At 40.9% G+C, this 19,400-nt stretch carries 13 protein-coding genes and 1 riboswitch; all 13 genes read right to left on the bottom strand.

Features of this window, described 5'->3' with window-relative positions:
* Positions 1–23: 23 nt before the first annotated feature.
* Positions 24–599 carry a GNAT family N-acetyltransferase gene (locus tag ACFVS1_RS07190; protein ID WP_387545977.1) on the bottom strand — a complete coding sequence of 192 codons (576 nt, stop codon included), beginning with the start codon at positions 597–599 and terminating at the stop codon, positions 24–26.
* Positions 600–638: 39 nt separating this feature from the next.
* Positions 639–1,043 carry a secondary thiamine-phosphate synthase enzyme YjbQ gene (locus ACFVS1_RS07185; RefSeq protein ID WP_352920809.1) on the bottom strand — a complete coding sequence of 135 codons (405 nt, stop codon included), beginning with the start codon at positions 1,041–1,043 and terminating at the stop codon, positions 639–641.
* A 636-nt stretch (positions 1,044–1,679) separates the two neighbouring features.
* Positions 1,680–1,916, bottom strand: coding sequence for a hypothetical protein (locus ACFVS1_RS07180; protein ID WP_387545973.1), 237 nt, complete (start codon positions 1,914–1,916; stop codon positions 1,680–1,682).
* Between the two features lie 766 nt (positions 1,917–2,682).
* A complete protein-coding gene (locus tag ACFVS1_RS07175) occupies positions 2,683–4,566 on the bottom strand; it encodes a PTS fructose transporter subunit IIABC (RefSeq protein WP_387545971.1) in 1,884 nt (627 codons plus the stop codon).
* A 4-nt stretch (positions 4,567–4,570) separates the two neighbouring features.
* Complete coding sequence (gene pfkB, locus ACFVS1_RS07170; RefSeq protein WP_387545969.1) at positions 4,571–5,491, bottom strand: 1-phosphofructokinase; 921 nt, start codon at positions 5,489–5,491, stop codon at positions 4,571–4,573.
* A complete protein-coding gene (locus ACFVS1_RS07165; protein WP_352920802.1) occupies positions 5,491–6,243 on the bottom strand; it encodes a DeoR/GlpR family DNA-binding transcription regulator in 753 nt (250 codons plus the stop codon). The genes pfkB and ACFVS1_RS07165 overlap by 1 nt, the downstream gene beginning before the upstream one ends.
* Positions 6,244–6,476: 233 nt before the next feature.
* Positions 6,477–7,745, bottom strand: coding sequence for a 2-oxoglutarate dehydrogenase complex dihydrolipoyllysine-residue succinyltransferase (odhB, locus tag ACFVS1_RS07160; protein ID WP_352920800.1), 1,269 nt, complete (start codon positions 7,743–7,745; stop codon positions 6,477–6,479).
* Between the two features lies 1 nt (position 7,746).
* The gene (locus tag ACFVS1_RS07155; RefSeq protein ID WP_352920798.1) at positions 7,747–10,599 is read right to left on the bottom strand and encodes a 2-oxoglutarate dehydrogenase E1 component; all 2,853 of its coding nucleotides are present in this window, start codon (positions 10,597–10,599) and stop codon (positions 7,747–7,749) included.
* A gap of 376 nt (positions 10,600–10,975) precedes the next feature.
* Positions 10,976–11,746 carry a dioxygenase family protein gene (locus ACFVS1_RS07150; protein WP_352920796.1) on the bottom strand — a complete coding sequence of 257 codons (771 nt, stop codon included), beginning with the start codon at positions 11,744–11,746 and terminating at the stop codon, positions 10,976–10,978.
* Positions 11,747–11,821: 75 nt separating this feature from the next.
* Positions 11,822–12,589 (bottom strand): polysaccharide deacetylase family protein, encoded by a 768-nt coding sequence (locus ACFVS1_RS07145; protein WP_387545965.1) that lies wholly within the window; start codon positions 12,587–12,589, stop codon positions 11,822–11,824.
* Positions 12,590–12,691: 102 nt separating this feature from the next.
* Positions 12,692–16,141 (bottom strand): methionine synthase, encoded by a 3,450-nt coding sequence (gene metH / locus ACFVS1_RS07140; RefSeq protein WP_387545963.1) that lies wholly within the window; start codon positions 16,139–16,141, stop codon positions 12,692–12,694.
* Positions 16,134–17,981: a bifunctional homocysteine S-methyltransferase/methylenetetrahydrofolate reductase gene (locus tag ACFVS1_RS07135; protein ID WP_387549225.1), complete on the bottom strand. Its 1,848-nt coding sequence runs from the start codon at positions 17,979–17,981 to the stop codon at positions 16,134–16,136. The genes metH and ACFVS1_RS07135 overlap by 8 nt, the downstream gene beginning before the upstream one ends.
* A 104-nt stretch (positions 17,982–18,085) precedes the next feature.
* A riboswitch (SAM riboswitch) is annotated at positions 18,086–18,184 on the bottom strand.
* A 111-nt stretch (positions 18,185–18,295) separates the two neighbouring features.
* Positions 18,296–18,946, bottom strand: coding sequence for an MOSC domain-containing protein (locus tag ACFVS1_RS07130; RefSeq protein WP_387545961.1), 651 nt, complete (start codon positions 18,944–18,946; stop codon positions 18,296–18,298).
* Between the last annotated feature and the right edge of the window lie 454 nt (positions 18,947–19,400).

The raw sequence follows: 19,400 nt of genomic DNA, 5'->3' as shown, positions 1-19,400 counted from the left end.
AAGGAAAAATTTTCACAGGTCGATTAACTTCGAAATTTTAATGATTCCCATTCTTCCCGTAGCATTCCCATTTTGATTGAATCGTAATAATAACCTTCATGATAACGGCATTTTCTCATCCTTCCCTCTACTTGCATGCCTACCTTTTCTCCAACTGCGATCATACGTTCATTACCTGACCACGTCGTCAGACCAACCCGCTCAATCTCCATTTTTTCGAATAAATAGCCTATGAATAACATTAATGCTTCTGTTCCGTAACCGCCGTTCCAATACTTGGGCTCAAAAATCGTAATTCCGATTTCAAGCCAGCGTGAAGGTTCATGTTCCCAGTAATATACAACAGAACCTATTATTTGATCGTTTTTTTCCATTAATAACTCGGAGTAAGCCCCCATTTTCTCATCATAGGTTTGATGCTTCAGTTCTTTATCGATATACGTATGGAAATCAATAAGTTCTAGAGGATAATAAGGTGCATCCCACTTTTTCCATTCTGGATCGGCTTCTCCATATTTCAGGCTCCATAAACGTTTTAAATCGGCTTGTTTAACATTCCTCAATATTACTTTGCTTCCTTCAATCCAAACATCGTCCAATTTGTTTCCTCCCACTTCAACCTTGCTGTACCTTCCATTTTACTGGTCGACACATAATTTAATAAAATATTGCCTTTCTCTTGGACCATCGAATTCACAAAAATATACACCCTGCCATGTACCAAGGATTAAGCTCCCTTTATGGATGATCACCTGCTGTGAAGAACCAACCGTACTTGATTTCAAATGGGCAGCCGTGTTTCCTTCCATATGTAAATCCAATGTATGGTTCCATGGATATTGCTCATCCAGTCTTCTGAGGATATCCTTTTTGACATCGGGATCAGCATTTTCATTAATCGTGATTCCTGCTGTCGTATGTGGACAATATATAAGTGCTATCCCCTCTTGAATCCCATTTTCATTAATGAAGGCCTGTACTTCTGTCGTAACATCAATCATATCATCCCTTTTCGTCGTTTTTAAGGTGTTTTTCTTCAGCATGTACGTTCACTCCCTTTTGTCATTTTAATACTTCTTTACCCATAAACCTTACATTCATGCTTTAATAAACCAATCGATATTAAGATTAGCAAACCTTATTATCATTATTTTGTTTTAATATTGAATCAATAAGGGATGAGGGGTGTTTTTAAGCCAACATATCCAATTAGCCACTCCAGCATATAAAGTGGATCGATTGAGGAAGTATTTCACGGAAGTTCTATATAAAAGAGAAACCTGCAGATTTAAAATGCCAAGGGGGGATTGGTTTTAATCTGGCGATCAATGGAGGACTGCCCGAAAAAATCCATCCAGCTCTTGTCATTGAAAACCAGATAAGCTATAGGCTTCTAGCCACATTTAATAATTAATCATATATCATTTAAAGTGACGCAAGGTTTCCGGAAAGCGAACCGCATTTTTGTATCACCCTTTCAGCAACCGGTTGAAGCTTTAGATTGGATATAAGAAAAGCGGACCCGCTTTAATTGGATGCCCTTTTCAGACTGAAGACAAACTCGATGAAAATTGAGTTTGTCTTCAGTTTTTTTGTTTTAGGCTATGTTAATTAACGATTGTAATAACAGCTAATCGAATAAATTGAATTTTATCCTCTTGTGTAAGTTGCCGAAATCATTAGTTCAAACCTAATTCTAACTCCTTTATGGTCATGCCATCCGTGGTCAATCGGAATAGACCGAACATTACTGGATTAGCTTGCACCACCCCTTCACGCACTAACTCTTTAAGAGTCTGATTTACACAGGATAGATTTCCCCATTCTTTCGGAAGACGGCCAGCAATTTGAATCGGTGTCTGCCAATCAGTGGTTAAAGATAGCAACAAGCTTCGTTGTTTTGGGGTCAAGTCCATACTTACTTCCTCCCAGTTTTTAGGTCACCATTATTAATTGTACGTTCTTAATGACTGAAAAGTTTCGTTAATCGGTAATAAACAGCTATCTTTAATCATTTTTCTTATAGTTACATTATCACTTCATAATGGTGAAACCCCAATTAGCCAAAGTTCGATCGGCACTGATTGATATCTGATAATACGCACTGCAAAGATGCTTGTATGGCTTTTTCTTCGTATGTAAAAGCAAAGGGTTCGATCCTTGTCGCTTTAAATCAGATGGTACTTAACGTGTTAAAGGACTCTTGACTCCACCACTTCCAGATTGTGAATAATTATCACCCTCCCTTCTAAAATGCTGGGTGCAATGATTCAATGGTGTAGCAACAAAAAACATATATATTTATTAGAGTTGGTTTTAATTTTTAGATATCTAAGGAAACACGTACCATCAAGGACATATTCAACAAGAAATAAATCAAGAGTGGAAGTAAGGAAGCCATTTCCAGCAGATAAGTTTATCAAGAAAGAAAACAAGGAGATTAAAGAAAGTTCAACTGATCCTGAGAGTTGCTATTATGTGCAAGAAAACAAAACAGTTCGCCTCTTCGTTTCATGCGGCAGCAAAAAATACGCAATGTTAGTCATCTTAGATCCTCTGTTTATAACTGATTCCATCCAATAACATTCAAAAAGGTTCCGGAATGATGCCATTCCGAAACCTCTTTGTCTACAAACTGAATGCGGATCCAATGTACTTGGACCCGCTTTCTTTCTGTTTTTTTTATATCCGTTTCTTTTTCCAGAATCCCAATATTAAAGCGGTAATGAGGGATCCTATTAAAATCGCCAGCAAATAGCGAAAAGGATGGTTGACTAGGGGGATGACAAATATTCCCCCATGTGGCGCTGGCAAAGTTACACTAAAAGCCATTGACAGGGCTCCTGCCGTCGCTGCCCCAACAACACTGCTGACGATAACGCGCAATGGATCCGCCGCCGCAAAAGGAATGGCACCCTCTGTGATGAATGAAGCGCCCATGAAGTAATTAGTGAAACCGGACTTCCTTTCCATTTCAGTGAATTTGCTTTTAAAGAATGTAGTGGCAAATGCGATTCCTAAAGGAGGAACCATTCCACCAGCCATTACTGCAGCATGCGGTCCGAAACTTGATGCCTCAATGGCTGCAATCCCAAAGGTGAATGCTGCTTTATTTAAAGGTCCGCCCATATCCACAGCCATCATACCCCCAAGAATCAAGCCTAGGAATATTGCGTTCGTTCCGGATAAGCCCTGCAGCCAATTGGTCAAGCCCGTGTTAATGGCTGTTACTGGTTCATTTATAAGAAATATCATGATAAACCCTGTAATTAACATCCCGAATACAGGATAGAGTAAAACCGGTTTAATGCCATCAAGTGTTTGCGGTAACTTGGAAAGCAATTTTCTTAAAAGTAAGACGACATAACCTGCAAGGAAACCGGCGATCAGTCCGCCAAGAAAACCAGCATTAGCCTGTGCTGCCAATAATCCCCCTACCATACCAGGAGCAAAACCTGGACGGTCGGCAATACTTGAAGCAATGAATCCAGCCAGGACAGGGATAAGTAAGAAGAAGGCACCATTTCCCCCGCCAATATCACTTAAAGCTTTGGCAATGGGATTATACTCCGGATTTGCCGGATCGGCTGCCTCGATCCCGAAAAAGAAAGAAAGCGCAATCAGGATTCCGCCCCCGACGACAAATGGAAGCATGTTACTTACGCCATTCATTAAGTGCTTGTAAATCCCCAATCCTCCTTTAGCTGAATCACTTTTATCATTTCCAGTTCCTTTGTAAACAGGTGCATCCTGATTCACGGCTCTGGTTAACAGCTCCTCGGTCTTCCGGATTCCATGGGCAACAGGGACAATAATGACATGTTTTCCGTTAAAACGATCCATTTCCACCTGCTTATCCGCTGCGACGATAATTGCATCCGCTTCATCAATCTCTGCGGCTGTTAAACCATTTTTGATTCCTGTGGAACCATTTGTTTCCACTTTGAAATCGATTCCCATTTCCTTCGCTTTGGCCTTTAACGCATCTGCAGCCATATAAGTATGGGCAATTCCTGTTGGACAAGCTGTAACGGCAAGGATTTTACCTCCTTTATTGTTACCAATGGCACCATTACTTGATTGCTCCTCTTCACTTTCTTCTTCAGAAGCTTCCATTTCTTTTTGATTGATTATCTCCAATACTTCCTCACCAGAAGAAGCAGAAATCAAGCGGGCTCTGAATTTATCATCCATCAGTAACGAAGAAAGCCGGGAGAGGGTTTCCAAGTGATCTGCATTCGCTCCTTCACTTGCTGCAATCATAAAGAACAAATGAGCTGGCTGCCCATCAAGCGATTCATAATCCACACCACTGACCGATTTGCCGAAACAGATGGCTGGTATCCTTACAGCATTTGTTTTTGCGTGCGGTATTGCTATCCCTTCACCAATCCCTGTTGTGCTTTGGTCTTCACGTTTTAAGATGGCAGCTTTGAAACCCTCCACATCGTTTAGCCTGCCTGCCTCGGCCAACTTTCCTGATAGTTCATCAATGACTGCTTGCTTTGTAACACTTTGCAAATCTATTATGATTGTGTCCAATTTTAACAAGTCTGTAATTTTCATAGAGTCAGCCTCCTGTTAGTTGTTTGATGGCAATTTGCGGTAATAACCCTTCAATTTTATCCAGTGTACCGAGATCGGATGAAAAGGCTGTAGCACTTCCTGCGGCAAGACTGAAGCGGAAAGCGGATAAAATATCCCCTGTCCTTTCATATGTCCCGATGAAACCTGCGACCATGGAATCACCTGCACCCACTGAGTTGATGACGTTCCCTTTTGGAACATTTGCGGAATATGACTCTCCACCGGTGCAAAGCACGGCCCCCTGTCCCGCCATGGAAACAATAACATTTTGTGCTCCTGCTTCTACCAATTTAGTGCCATATTCTCTAGCGTCATCAACCGTTCTTATTTCGGTGGAAAAAAGCTCACCCAGTTCATGGTGATTGGGCTTTATTAAAAATGGCCGGTGTGGAAGGACATTCAGTAATCCCTTGCCACTCGTATCCACCACCACTTTAATGCCGTTATCGGAACATGCCCTTGCCATGGCTTCGTATACATCCGATGGAACGCTGGGTGGGATGCTTCCTGACAAAATGAGGATATCATTATTATTCAACTGTTCAATCTGACTGAATAATTGTTGATAATTCCCTTTTGAAATGACCGGCCCTTGGCTATTAATTTCGGTCTCCAGCCCTGTCTTCAATTTGATGTTTATTCTTGTATCTCCAGCTATCTCTGTAAAGTCCGTGAAAATCTCTTCCTGTCTTAAAAACATTTTTACATATTCACCTGTTTGTCCACCGATGAATCCTAACGCTGTCGTACTATTTCCCAGCCTTTTAAGCACTCGGGAAACATTAATCCCTTTCCCTCCAGGGAATTTTGCATCATAACTGGTTCGATTCACCTTGCCCATTTGAAAACTTTCCACCTCAACAAGATAATCGATGGATGGGTTGAGTGTCACTGTATAAATCATTAAATGGTCACGACCTTTACCTTTGGATTTTTATCGAGTTGAGCAACAGCCTCTTCATCATTGCTGTCAGTAAGGATTATGGCATCGCTTACATCTGCCACCTTAGCGAAAGTAGCTTCATTCAGTTTTGAACTGTCCGCAAGCACATAAGTTTCATTAGAGAGGCGTAATGCCATCTTCTTCAGTAGAGCTTCTTCCGGGTCGGGTGTTGTGAAACCCAGATCTGGATGGATGCCGTTCATTCCCAAGAAACATTTATCAAAACGGTATTCATTCAAAAACTGTACAGCATTACTCCCTATAACCGCATTTGTCGAAAATTTAATCGTTCCGCCAACTAACACGGTTTTGATTTCCAATTCGATGAGTTTTGGAATATGCATCAGACCATTTGTCAGCACCGTTATATTTTTATCCTTTAAATAAGGAATCATTTCCGCAGTCGTCGTGCCTGCATCAAGATATATACAATCATTTTTCTCTATGAATGAAGCCGCCAGCTTTGCTATAAGTTGTTTTTCAGCTTTTGCTTTGTTTTGCTTTTCCATAGTTGTTGGTTCAAGGCCTTTTCTTTGAAGTAAAGAGGCCCCGCCATGCACGCGTTTCAAGAGCTTCATTTCTTCGAGTTGCACTAAATCTCTCCGAATGGTCGACTCCGAGGCTTGTAGCTGATCTACAAGCTCCTGCAGCTTCACCGTTCCTTGTTCTTTAAGGATCGATAAGATGAACTGGTGCCTTTCAGTTGTCAACAATTCGCCCACCTCACTTTAATATCATCATCATATATGAAAACGAAGGAATAATCAATCACAAACGTTTAAAAATACTCAAATCCATTCAAAATACCTTCAAAAACGTTCAATTCCGATTGAAATAACCTTTCTTGAATTGTATTATCTCTTTTTCTATGAACATATCCTTTCAGTTCTTCCCACAAAAAAAAACCCCCATGTCATGATGACAAGGGGGGGTTCTGATTATTTTATTAGCCTTGAAGTAAAAGTTGTTCTGGATCTTCCAGCATATCTTTGATAGCCACTAAGAAACCAACAGCTTCTTTTCCGTCTACGATACGGTGATCATAAGATAATGCAAGATACATCATTGGTCTGTTTTCGATTTGATCTCCAACAGCGATTGGACGAGTCTTGATTGTATGCATGCCCAAGATTCCAACTTGAGGGGCATTCAAGATTGGTGTTGATAATAGGGAACCGAAAGTCCCTCCATTAGTGATGGTAAAAGTACCACCTGATAAATCTGAAAGTCCAAGTTTGTTGTTACGCGCTTTAACAGCTAAATCCGAAATGTTCTTCTCGATTTCAGCAAAGCTTTTGCGGTCAGCATCCCTTACTACGGGAACAACAAGACCTTCATCAGTGGATACAGCTACACCGATATCATAAAAGTTCTTTTTCAGGATATGGTCGCCTTGGATTTCAGCATTCAATAACGGATATTTTTTCAAAGCGCCAATGACCGCTTTCGTGAAGAATGACATGAAACCAAGTTTAACGTCATTTGTTTTCACGAAAGAATCCTTATGGCGGTTACGCAATTCCATGACTGCAGAAAGATCGACTTCGTTAAAAGTAGTAAGCATGGCTGCTTCGGATTGTACTTGAACTAGACGTTTGGCAATGGTTTGACGACGGCGTGTCATCTTAACCACTTCAATGCGGTCATCATTCACTTCAACAGGAGCGGCTGCTTGTTTAGCTGCAGGAGCTTGTTTTGGAGCTGCCGCAGGTGCTGCAGGAGCATTGCTTGCTGCTTCTACGTCTTGTACACGTACACGACCTAGTGGGTCGGCTACAGGCACTTGAGTCAAGTCAATTCCTTTTTCACGAGCCAATTTCCTTGCAGCTGGTGAAGCAATAACTTGTTGAGTGGATGATGCTTCTTTCGCTTCTGCTTTAGGAGCCTCTTTAGCAGGAGCCGCTTGTTCAGCCTTAGCTGGTTCTGCTTTAGCTTCTTCAACCTTAGGAGCTTCCGCTTTTGGAGCTGCTGCAGCTGATCCATTTTCATCAACGATGGCGATAGCCTGTCCAACTTGGACAGTATCGCCTTCTTCTGCTAAATGTTCCGAAAGTGTACCAGTATAATCTGAAATGATTTCCACGTTCACTTTATCCGTTTCAAGTTCAAGGACATATTCTCCTTTTTCAACGTGATCACCGGGTTGTTTTAACCATTGCGCAATAGATCCTTCAGAAATTGATTCTGCTAATTCAGGTACTTTTACTTCAGCCATTTTATTTCTCCCCCTCATTATTGCGTGTAATTGCTTGAGTCATAATCCGTTGTTGTTCATTTTTATGGACAAGTGGATCTCCCTCAGCCGGGCTTGATCTGCGCTTCCTTCCTATATATGTTACTGAAAGATTGCCAGGAGCCGCTGCATTTAGGCGAGGTTCAACAAATGTCCAAGCACCCATGTTTTTAGGTTCTTCTTGAGCCCAGAAGATTTCTTTAAGGTTTGTATATTTTTTCAGGGCTTCTTGAACTCCAGTGAATGGGAATGGATAAATTTCTTCGATACTGATGATTTGCAACCAATCCGTATTTTTTTCAGTTGCCGCTTTTTCACGAAGTTCAACCGCCAATTTACCTGATGCAAAAACAATGCGTTCAACCGATTTAGGTTTTTTGCCCAAAGCTTTGGTTTCTACGAATGATTCAAAAGCGCCTTCACTGAATTCTTCTGCTGTAGAAGCCATCACTTGATTACGAAGCATACTCTTCGGAGTCATGATGACTAGCGGACGTACTTGCTCTTTATCCAAAATCTTAGCTTGTCTTCTAAGGATATGGAAGTATTGAGCAGCCGAGCTTAAGTTGGCAACTGTCCAGTTGTTTTCAGCGGCCAATTGAAGGAAGCGTTCCAGTCGTGCACTTGAGTGCTCTGGTCCTTGTCCTTCATAACCGTGTGGAAGCAGCATGACAAGACCTGATTTTTGACCCCATTTTGCACGGCCTGCCGCGATGAATTGGTCAAAGATCACTTGTGCTGTATTAGCGAAGTCACCGAATTGGCCTTCCCATAATACAAGTGTCTCAGGTGCAAATACATTATAACCATATTCATAAGCAAGAACTGCCGTTTCAGTAAGCGGGCTGTTATGAACGGCGAATGATGCTTTAGCTGTTTCAAGTGTGTGAAGTGGTGAATATGTTTTGCCAGTAACACTATCATGTAACATGATATTACGTTGTGCAAATGTTCCACGCTCTGAATCTTGTCCTGTCAAACGGATTGGTGTGCCGTCACTTAATATGGATGCAAATGCCAATGTCTCGGCATGGGCCCAATCAATTTTTCCGTCAGCGCCAAAGGAATCCAAGCGACGTGATAAAATCTTTCCTAATTTTTTATTAGGAGTGAATCCTTCCGGCCACTTAACAAGTTCTTCGTTAATTGTAACAAGTTCTTGTTTCGGAACTGCCGTTTCAATGGCTGGAAGTCCTTTTTCAATAATCCCAGGAGGATTACACTCTTTAGAAGCTTCCGGTTTATTTCCGGAAATTTTCGCATATGCATCTGCAAGTCTCGTATCCACTTGCTCAGCAATCGCTTTAACTTCCGCTTCAGTGAACTCGCCAGTTTCAATAAGTTTTTTCCCATAAAGCTCTTTAACGGTTGGGTGCTTATGAATTAATGCATACATTTCAGGTTGAGTCACCAATGGCTCATCCATTTCGTTATGGCCGAAACGTCTGTAACCGATCAGGTCGATCAAGAAATCCTTATTGTATTTTTCACGATATAGGTTAGCAAGGTTCACGGCAGCCATACAAGCTTCTGGATCATCTGCATTCACATGCACGATCGGCACTTCAAAGCCTTTTGCCAAATCACTAGCATATAAAGTTGAACGTGAATCTTCACTTTCCGTTGTAAAACCGATCATGTTATTGGCGATGATATGGATAGCGCCGCCAACTTGGTAACCGCGTAAACGGCTTAAGTTAAACGTTTCAGGTACAATTCCTTCACCTGGGAATGCTGCATCACCATGAATCAGGATTGCAAGTGATTTGGAAATGTCCTGAACTGGGAATCCTTTTTCTGAACGGTCTTCTTGAGCCGCACGAGAATACCCTTCCACGATTGGACCAACTACTTCCAGGTGACTTGGGTTATTGGCAAGTGTAATCCTTGCTTTTTGTATATTAGCTTTAGTAATCTGTTTATCCAGACCTAAATGGTATTTAACATCACCGGTCCATCCATTGTTAATGCCTGTTGAACCTTCGGAAGGAACCAAATCTTTATTAGGTGAATGTTGGAATTCAGAGAAAATGACCTCATATGGCTTTCCTAATACATGTGCAAGCACATTCAAACGTCCGCGGTGAGCCATGGCAATATTCACATTCCCCGTTCCGTTTTGAACGGTTTGTGAAATCATTTCATCTAAAATCGGAACCAAAGCATCCAGTCCTTCAATAGAGAAACGTTTTTGCCCTACATATGTGCGGTGAAGGAATTTCTCGAAGCCTTCTACTTCATTCAATCGTTTAAGTAATAGTTCTCTTTTTTCTTTTCCTACTTCCGGGAACATGTTTCCGGATTCGACCATATCAGTAAGCCATTGCTTTTCATCCAAGTCATTAACATGATGAAATTCAAAGGCTATCGTTTTTGTATAGAGTTGTTTTAGGTATTGTACGGCTTCGTATCCGTCTTTAATGTCTTCAGGTGATTCCGGACAAATAAAGTCAGCCGGTATTTTCCTTAAATCATCTGCAGTCAAGCCATATTTTTCAAAGTGAATTTGTTCAGTGTCCAGAGCTTCTTCTTTTAAAGGATAAATATTTGCAGCAAGATGTCCGTATGCACGGATATTTTCAGCTAACTTAACTGCAGACATAATTTTCTTCATTGGAAGAACTTCTCCAGTTTGTACAGTTGGTGTAGTTCCAGTTGTTGTTTCTGCCGATACATCGAATGAAGGAGGACCAGATACTTCAAAGAAGTTTTTCAGTTCCGGATCCACTTCTTCCGGGTTGGCTAGAAATAAATCGTATTGCTCCATGACATACCCAAGGTTTGGACCTGAAAAAGTTTTCCATTGGTCGTATACCTTAGAATCATTGATGGTCATTTTGTAAACCCCCAAATTTTTCTCATAATTTTTTTCATTTCGTTTTATCCATCCCCAAATTTCTTTCTTCTAAATTTTCCCCAAATATATGATATATATAAGATATATAATAAATAACTTAGGTTATTGAATAATAAAATTTTAAAGGATAAAACGTTTTCAGATGTTATATTAACATGTTTTTGTCGAAATATCCAAAGGTTAAACCACTTTATGCAACCTTTTTTAAACTATACTTCTGCTTAATTCGTCAAAAATCGCTTTTAGTTGTCTTTTTTGCTCATTTAAGTCTTTTTTTCGCTAAAAAAAGATTTTTGTATTTTTGTATAATGATTATTTTTCAGGTAAATTTAACTAGTTTGAAAACCCTTTCAGCTCAATCAAACTTCCAAGCTGTTAAACTCAGATTGCCATATTGAAAGCTTCTGTGCAGGAGATCCGCTTTTTTATGGTCATCCCCTGACCCCATTGCGATGACCAATGGAATGAAATGTCCTTTGGAAGGCACAGCTTCTGTACTGTAAGGGGCGATTTTTTTATAATTGAACAAAGATTGCAAATCCCATTTCATGATTTTCTCTTCGACCCAGTTCTCAAACTCGATTGCCCATCCTTCTGCAACATGCATATCTCTCTGAATTTGGGTGAAATTATGGACAATTCCACCGCTTCCTATGATCAGGACATTACTTTCCTTTAATTCCCTCAATGCCTTCCCAATTTCATACTGCTTATACAAGGGCAGCACAGGACTGATGGACATGGATACGGTCGGGATGTCAGCTTCGGGATACATGATATGCAAAAGCCCCCATGCTCCATGATCCAGGGGGCGCCTTTCATCAAGTTCCCCCAATACACCTATCCTGGACAATAAGGTTAAAATTCGATCCGACAGCTCAAGGCATCCCCTGGCAGGATAAGTTATCTGAAATATTTCTTCAGGATATCCTGCAAAATCATAAATGACCTCATGCTTCCCTACTGCAGAAATCATTTGATCTTCATTTTCCCAATGTGCTGACAAAATAACGATGGCAGCAGGTTTCTTCATAGTTTGCATATATTCCTTCAAAAAAGAAGTGTAGCTATTCTTTTCCAAAGCTAATAGCGGTGTTCCATGTGATAAAAACAATGATGGCATCATAGAAACGATAAATCCTTTCGCATTGTAATCTCAATACCCTATACCTTAATTTACTATAGATAAACATTGTGTTCATCAATTAAATTGCAATTTCGGGGTTGTCTCATCAATAGTATCAAAGGTATATCCTTCTTTTTTAAGGAATTCAATGATATCAGGCAATGCTTTCACTGTATTCTTCATACTATTGATATCATGCAATAAGATATTAACATGCTTTTGATTTTTCGTCCCTTTTTGTACAGCAGTAATGATTTGTTGTTCACTTATTGACGGACTGAAGCCATCTGTCGAGTCAATGGACCAATCAAAGTAAATATACCCTTTTTCCGTTAGTTGCTGAAGGATTCCATTGATGATGGGTTTCGTTGCTGCCTGATGCCTCAAACGATTATTTGAGCCGCCAGGAAGTCGCACAATACGGCTTTTTATTCCATACTCTTTTTGCAGCATGGTTTCAAGCCTATTCAAATCTTGAAAGAAACTCTCAGTCGATCGATAAACGATGGAATAATCATGTGTATAAGAATGAAGGGCAATCGCATGACCGCGGGAAACCATTTCCTGATAACTTTCCTTTGCGTATGGTTCTTCATTCCCTTTAACGAAAAATGTGGCCTTAACATGATAGCGGTCCAAAATATCCAATATATCCATGGTATTCAAAGATGGTCCGTCATCAAATGTTAAATAGGCGATTTTCTGTTTTTCCTTACTTTTTAGGAGCGGTGTTATCTCTTCAGGTACCATTGCATGTACTTGAATGTTTTGCACAGCCACAAGAAACAAAATAATAATGAAACAACCCGCCATGGAAAGAAATAATTTATGCTTATTCTTCATAGATGTTACATCCCCTTCCTTTTGACCATTAAGATGTACCAATAAAGGGGTTTCATGCAAAATAAGGCAACGGTAAAAAATACCGCTGCCTTATAGTATGAATTATCGATCGACATTAAAGTAACGGGCTTCAGGATGTGCAAAAACAATGGCGGAAACGGAAGCCTCTGGTTCCATCATGCATCCTTCAGTCAATTCCACGCCAATATCTTGAGGTTGTAACAGGCGGAATAGCTTCTCCTGGTCTTCCAAATTAGGACAGGCAGGGTAACCAAAAGAAAACCTTTGTCCTGTGTACTTAGCGGCAAATCGCTCTTTCATGGACATTTCAATCGGATCGCTAATGCCTAAATCATCCCTCATTAATTGATGAATTCTTTCTGCGAACCCTTCAGCAGTTTCGAGAGCAAGTGATTGAAGGGCATGATTTTTCAAGAAATCACCTTCAAGCTTAAGTTTTTCTGCCCATTTTCTGATTCCTTTTCCAGCAGTGACCAGGAAGAAACCAACGTAATCCATTTGCCCGGAGGAGACCGGTTTCGCGAAGTCCGCTAAACAAAGATGCGGATTCGAATCTTGTCTTGGGAAGTCGAAAGTTTCCAAAACCTCATGATGCTTGTCCGGGTTGTATACCAATAGCTTATCTCCTTCGCTTTGAGCAGGGAAAAATTGATAAACTGCATGCAAGCCATAATCAGGTTCAGTCTTAAGGAATTCAATTAATTCATCAACGAGATCATTGAGCTGCACCGCTTTCTCATTCCCTTGCTTAAGCAGTTCGGAAACTTTACCTTTTAACCCCAAATGATGACCAATCAGCATTTGCCTATTAATATATGGCTGGATGACATCCAACGGGTAGTTTTTTAAGACGTGACGCTTGATGTCACGCGGTATTTGAACAGGAGCATCGCTTAAAGGGGCAGCTGTGGACTGCTTACGGACAGGTTTTTCCAGCGTGGCGGCAATGGCCGCATTCGCTTTCGACCTTTCTCGTTTCTCGACTAACTCTTCCAAGTACACCACTTTTTTGTTGGAGTCATGTAAAATATTCGTTACAGCCAAACCATCCATCGCATCTTTGGAATATAAAACCGGTCCTTCATATTCAGGTGATATTTTAAAATCGGTGAATTTACGTGATAATGCTGCCCCTCCCACTAAAATCGGGGTATCGATTCCCGCTTGCCTTAAATCCTGAGCGGTTAAAACCATTTGCTGTGCAGATTTGACAAGTAACCCAGATAGGCCAATGATGGTTGGCTCATGTTTACGAACCTCTTCAATGATTTGTTGCGGTGCGACCTTGATCCCCAAATCAATGACTTCATAGCCATTATTGGATAGGATGATATCCACTAGGTTTTTTCCGATATCATGCACATCTCCCTTGACAGTCGCCAAAAGGATTTTCCCTTTCTTAGCACTATCTTCAGAGTTTTCCATAAGTGGTTCCAGGTGAGATACAGCCGCCTTCATCGCTTCAGCACTCTGAAGAACCTCTGCGACAATAAGTTGGTTGTCATTAAACAACCGACCCACCTCACTCATGCCATCCATCAATGGTCCATTGATGATTTCCAATGGGGTGTCACCGCGCTCAATCGCTTTATTTAAATCATCAACCAATCCTTCTTTCGTTCCTTCGATAATATAGTTACCTAGACGTTCGTCCAAAGGCAGGACCACACCATTATCTTTCTTCTCCGCTTTTTTTCCACGATAAAATTCGGTAAAAATCGCTAAAGTTTCAGTTGAAGTCTCAAACAGGAGTGCCTCAGCCAATTTCACTTCCTCTTCCGGTATCAGAGCGAAACGCTCAAGTTTTTCTGTATTGACGATGGCATAATCGAGTCCCGCTTTTGTACAATGGTAAAGGAAAACTGCATTTAATATTTCCCTTCCCCTCGCTGGCAGACCGAAAGAAACGTTAGAAATGCCAAGTATCGTTAGGCATTCTGGAAACTTTTCTTTAATCGCCTTTATTCCATTCACCGTCTCTAAAGCAGATCCGATATATTGTTCATCTCCTGTTCCTACAGGAAATACAAGCGGATCAAAGATGATGTCACTTTTGTTTAGACCGTACTTATTGACGAGCAGATCCACTGACCGTGTTGCCACTTCCAATTTCCGTTCAGCATCGACGGCCATCCCAATTTCATCAATGGTTCCTACGACAACGGCAGCACCATATTGATGGACTAAGGGTACTATTTTTTCAAAGCGCTCTTCACCATCTTCAAGGTTTATGGAATTAATGATCGATTTTCCTTGTGAATGTTTTAATGCTTGTTCAAGTACGGCTTCATCCGTAGTATCGATGACCAATGGGACCTTCACTTTTTTGACGACCTCTTGCACGAATTCCTTCATATCGCCAAGCTCATCCCCATCAGGGTCAGCAAGACAGATATCAATGACATGGGCGCCTTTTTTCACCTGGGAACGTGCAATTTCTGCTGCTGGCTCATAATGCTTGCCGCGTATCAGCTCCTTGAATTTTCGGGAACCGATAACATTCGTCCTTTCACCTACGAATAAAGGACGCATTGAATCATCGTAAATGAGCGGTTCTATGCCTGATACGGCATGACCATGGGCAGTTTCCGTAATTGTACGGGGCTTCATGCCTTCGAGAACCCTGGAAAGTTCTTTAATATGCTCTGGCGTCGTACCACAACATCCGCCAATGATATTGATCCATCCCTTATCGGCAAATTGCTTCATTTTCTCTGCCAGGGAAGTTGGTGACTCATGATAGTGTCCTTCTTCATCAGGGAGCCCGGCATTCGGATAACAACTGATGGCGCTATTCGATATATCTGCAAGTGTCCTGATATGGTCTATCATGAATTCCGGCCCTGTTGCACAATTAAGGCCGACAGCAACAGGCTTCATATGTTCAACCGATAAATAAAAAGCTTCTATGGACTGGCCAGCAAGTGTCGTGCCCATCGGTTCTATTGTTCCTGATATGATGACAGGCACATCTTTTCCTGTTTTTGCAAATGCTGCTTTGATTCCAGAAAAGGCAGCCTTGACATTAAGCATATCCTGACAGGTTTCCACCAACAGCAAGTCTACACCGCCATCCAAGAGACCCAGTGCCTGTTCTTCATAAGAATCGGTTAAAATATCAAAAGTCGTTCCGCCCGTTACGGAAAGCGTTTTTGTAGTGGGGCCCATCGATCCGGCTACATACCTTGGCCATTCCTCATTGGAATACTTTTCACAAGCTTTAACGGCAAGCTCAGCTGAAATTTTATTTAGCTTGTAGGCAATCGTGCTTATTTGGTATTCATCAAGAACGATGCTGGTCGCTCCAAAGGTATTGGTTTCAATGATATCTGCGCCCGCCGCTAAATATTTTTCATGAATGGATTGGATGATTTCCGGTTGCGTCAGTGATAAATATTCATTGCAGCCCTCGAATTGTTCACCGCCAAAATCGTCTGCTGTCAAATTCTCCGCCTGAAGCATGGTTCCCATCGCCCCATCAAGCAGGAGAATCTTAGAATTTAACTGATCTTGAATCGCTTTTTTATTCATGTACTGCCACCTCTGATGTCTGTTTACTATCGACTTTTCTAATATATTTCGTAAGTTCCGCCGTCATTTCATAGCGAAGGAACGGAGTGATTAAATATATGCCCTTGAATTTTTCCCTTGCCGCGTCCACCAGTTCCCGCGCGATATTGACCCCTTCAATCCTTGACTTTACAGGGTCATCCCCCGCTAAAGCCATGGCCCTTCTTACGTTATCAGGCAATTTAATGCCAGGGATCTCATTATGGATGAATTCTGCGTTCCGGGTGCTTGTCAAAGGCATGATACCGATGAAAATCGGAGTTTCTAAATGTTTTGTAGCTTCATGTACTTCTTCGATTTGCTCCACTGAATAAATTGGCTGTGTCAAAAATGATTGAGCACCGCAGGAAATCTTCTTTTCCATTCTCAGTACGGCTTTATCCAGATATTTCACATTAGGATTAAACGCTGCCGCAATTTTAAAATTTGCCCGTTGACCCAAACTTTGTCCGGAATAGGAAAGACCTTCATTAAATTGTTTGACCATGCTTATAAGGTCAAAGGAAGATAAATCATAAACCGAGGTGGCACCCGGAAAGTCCCCTATTTTTGAAGGATCTCCGGTGATGATCAATAATTCATTCAGCCCTACCGTCTGCAGACCCATTAAATGTGACTGGAGGCCAATCAAATTTCGATCCCGGCATGTTATATGCACCATCGGATTAATATTCAATTGGTTCTTAAGTAAGTTAGCCAATGCATCATTCGATATCCTTGGTGAGGCAAGTGAATTATCCGCCAATGTAATGGAATCGACCCCTGCTTTTTTCAAAACCTCAGCACCGGTCATGAAACTCTCTATTCCCAGTTTTTTCGGTGGATCAAGTTCAACTAGGATCGTCCTTTCCGTTTTAGCCTTTTCGTACAGTGGAAGCTCCAATTCTCTATCGTTCACTTCAATTATTTCTATTTCGCGGGATTTCGTAACTTTCTCTTTTACAGGAGCAAAACTTCCGATCGCATTCTTTACAGCTTGGATATGCAGTGGAGTCGTTCCACAGCACCCGCCTATGATAGAAGCACCTTGCTCACGAAGTTCCAAGGCACTTGACCCAAAGTATTCCGGCACGGCTTTATAGACGAGCCTTCCATCCACATAATCAGGAAGGCTGGCATTAGGGTATATGGCAATCGATGCTTCCTTCGGCAAACTCACTTCTTCCAAGGCACGGATCATATGATGTGGACCAAGACGGCAATTCACCCCAACAACATCGGCACCCAGTTGCTCGAGTTTTTGAAAGGCTTCATTTAAATGGATTCCATTTTGAAGATTACCCAGTTCATGCATCGAAACATTTGCGATGATCGGCAGTCCAGTTTCATTTTTCACGATTTGCAGGACGGTTTCCAGCTCTTCCAGGTCATAAAAGGTTTCCAAGAGAATTCCATCCGGGTTTTCCATCAACAGACTGTATAGCTGTTCACGAAAACCCCGTTTAATCTCTTCCATGCTTAAATCCGATTTCCTGATACTCCGCTGTGCCCCTATGGTACCGAAGACATACGCCTTTCCTTTTGCCGCTTTTTTAGCTAGAATGACTCCCTGGCGGTTGATTCTGTTAACTTCATCTTCAAGACCATACCGTTTCAATTTGTTGAAATTAGCTCCGTATGTATTTGATTGAAGGATATCTGCACCAGCTTCCAGATAGGCACGGTGGATGGACTCTATTTGATTTGGATTCGTGCAGTTTAATTCCTCATAACATTGATCGATGCCATTTGAGTACAATAAGGTCCCCATTGCCCCTTCCCCAACCAACATTCTTTCTTTCACTTCTTTACGAAAATTCATCATTACACCCTCTCTCAAAAACAGTCCTGTTTTTGTCGTATTTTATGAGTATGAGAGAAAAGAAAAAAAAACCTTCTCAAAGAAGAAGGTTTTTTGAAACATTCTCCTCATCTATCAAGCTCTGCTTGCTGGATTTAGCACCTTTGCCTAAGCTGGTTGCTGAGGTTTCTTCGGGCCAGTCCCTCCACCTCTCTCGATAAGATCCATTTATATAATTTTCACAAGATTTCAAAATTAGATTATATTTAATTTACATTAATAATCTGTCAATTTCAATACCTGATCGACATTTTTTTCACTTTTGCAAAAATGATTCAATCTTTTGCGGGTTTAACCCTCTTCAAGATTCTTTGTTTCCAGTCTTCCGCTAACGAGTCTAGAGTAAGTAAAGCCTTAGCGCCTTCCAGGTCATCTCGTTTATGTAGGATTACCTCTGTTGCATAATGAACTGAAATTTTTTCTTGCAAACGATCTATTAGCACGATTTCGTTTTGCTTATTTATCGTTCCTTCTTGAAGTACTCTTGCAAAATAACCAGTGAAACTCGTTTTCAGCACAAGTTCCAAAAACTTAGGTTCTTGATTAAAGTGGGAAATGGTCGAACAAGGTATCCTCCCCTGGTTAATTTGCACAATCACTTCGCCTATTTGATATATATCGCCGATATACGTGTCTTCTTCCCTCATCCCCTCTACGGTTAAATTTTCACCGAATGCTGGGATATCAAGCTTTTTAGAGAATTTTTCATTCCATAATGAATAATGCTCAAAGGGGTAAAAGCACAAAGCCCGATCAGGACCTCCATGGAACTCTACATTACCTATCCCATCACCATTTATGCCTGATTTAGTCACTGTCACATGATCATGTACTTGTTTATCCATGGCTGAAAAGATATCGACATTCGAAAAAATTTCCTGTTTCGGCTTTCCGGCATGAAGTGATTTGATTTTTCCATTTTCCATTTGCATCTTCCATTCCTATTTAATTTATATCATCCTATATGTATAAATTATACTAAAAATCCATTTATTCTGTAGCTTTTTAAAAGTATTTGAAGTGAAAAAGCCACATAATCCGTTAAATGGACAAAATATCATTGATTTCCAGAAAAATTCATAGGTTAGTTTCAGTAATTTAGTTGCTATTTCAGAATTAAATATGGTAGAATATGAACACAATATATAGTCGAAAACTACAACCGTTCGCCTATATGTTGATTTTCACGATTGAATTCCTCATTGTCGCTCTTTAGGGAGCGAATTTTTTTGCCTCCATTTCCATCCATTTATTTTCTTTTATTCCATCCATACCCTTAAATCGTGATTCGCTTACCTATTTGCACTTTCCTTTCTATACAAATCCTTCCATGTAAAGTCACTTTCACTCCCTTATAAAATTCCTGATTCCTTTCTAAAA

The organism is Peribacillus sp. NPDC058075 (assembly GCF_042885195.1).
Taxonomy (GTDB): domain Bacteria; phylum Bacillota; class Bacilli; order Bacillales; family DSM-1321; genus Peribacillus.
The sequence above is the reverse complement of the archived record's forward strand: the minus strand, read 5'-3'. Positions and strand labels throughout refer to the sequence as shown.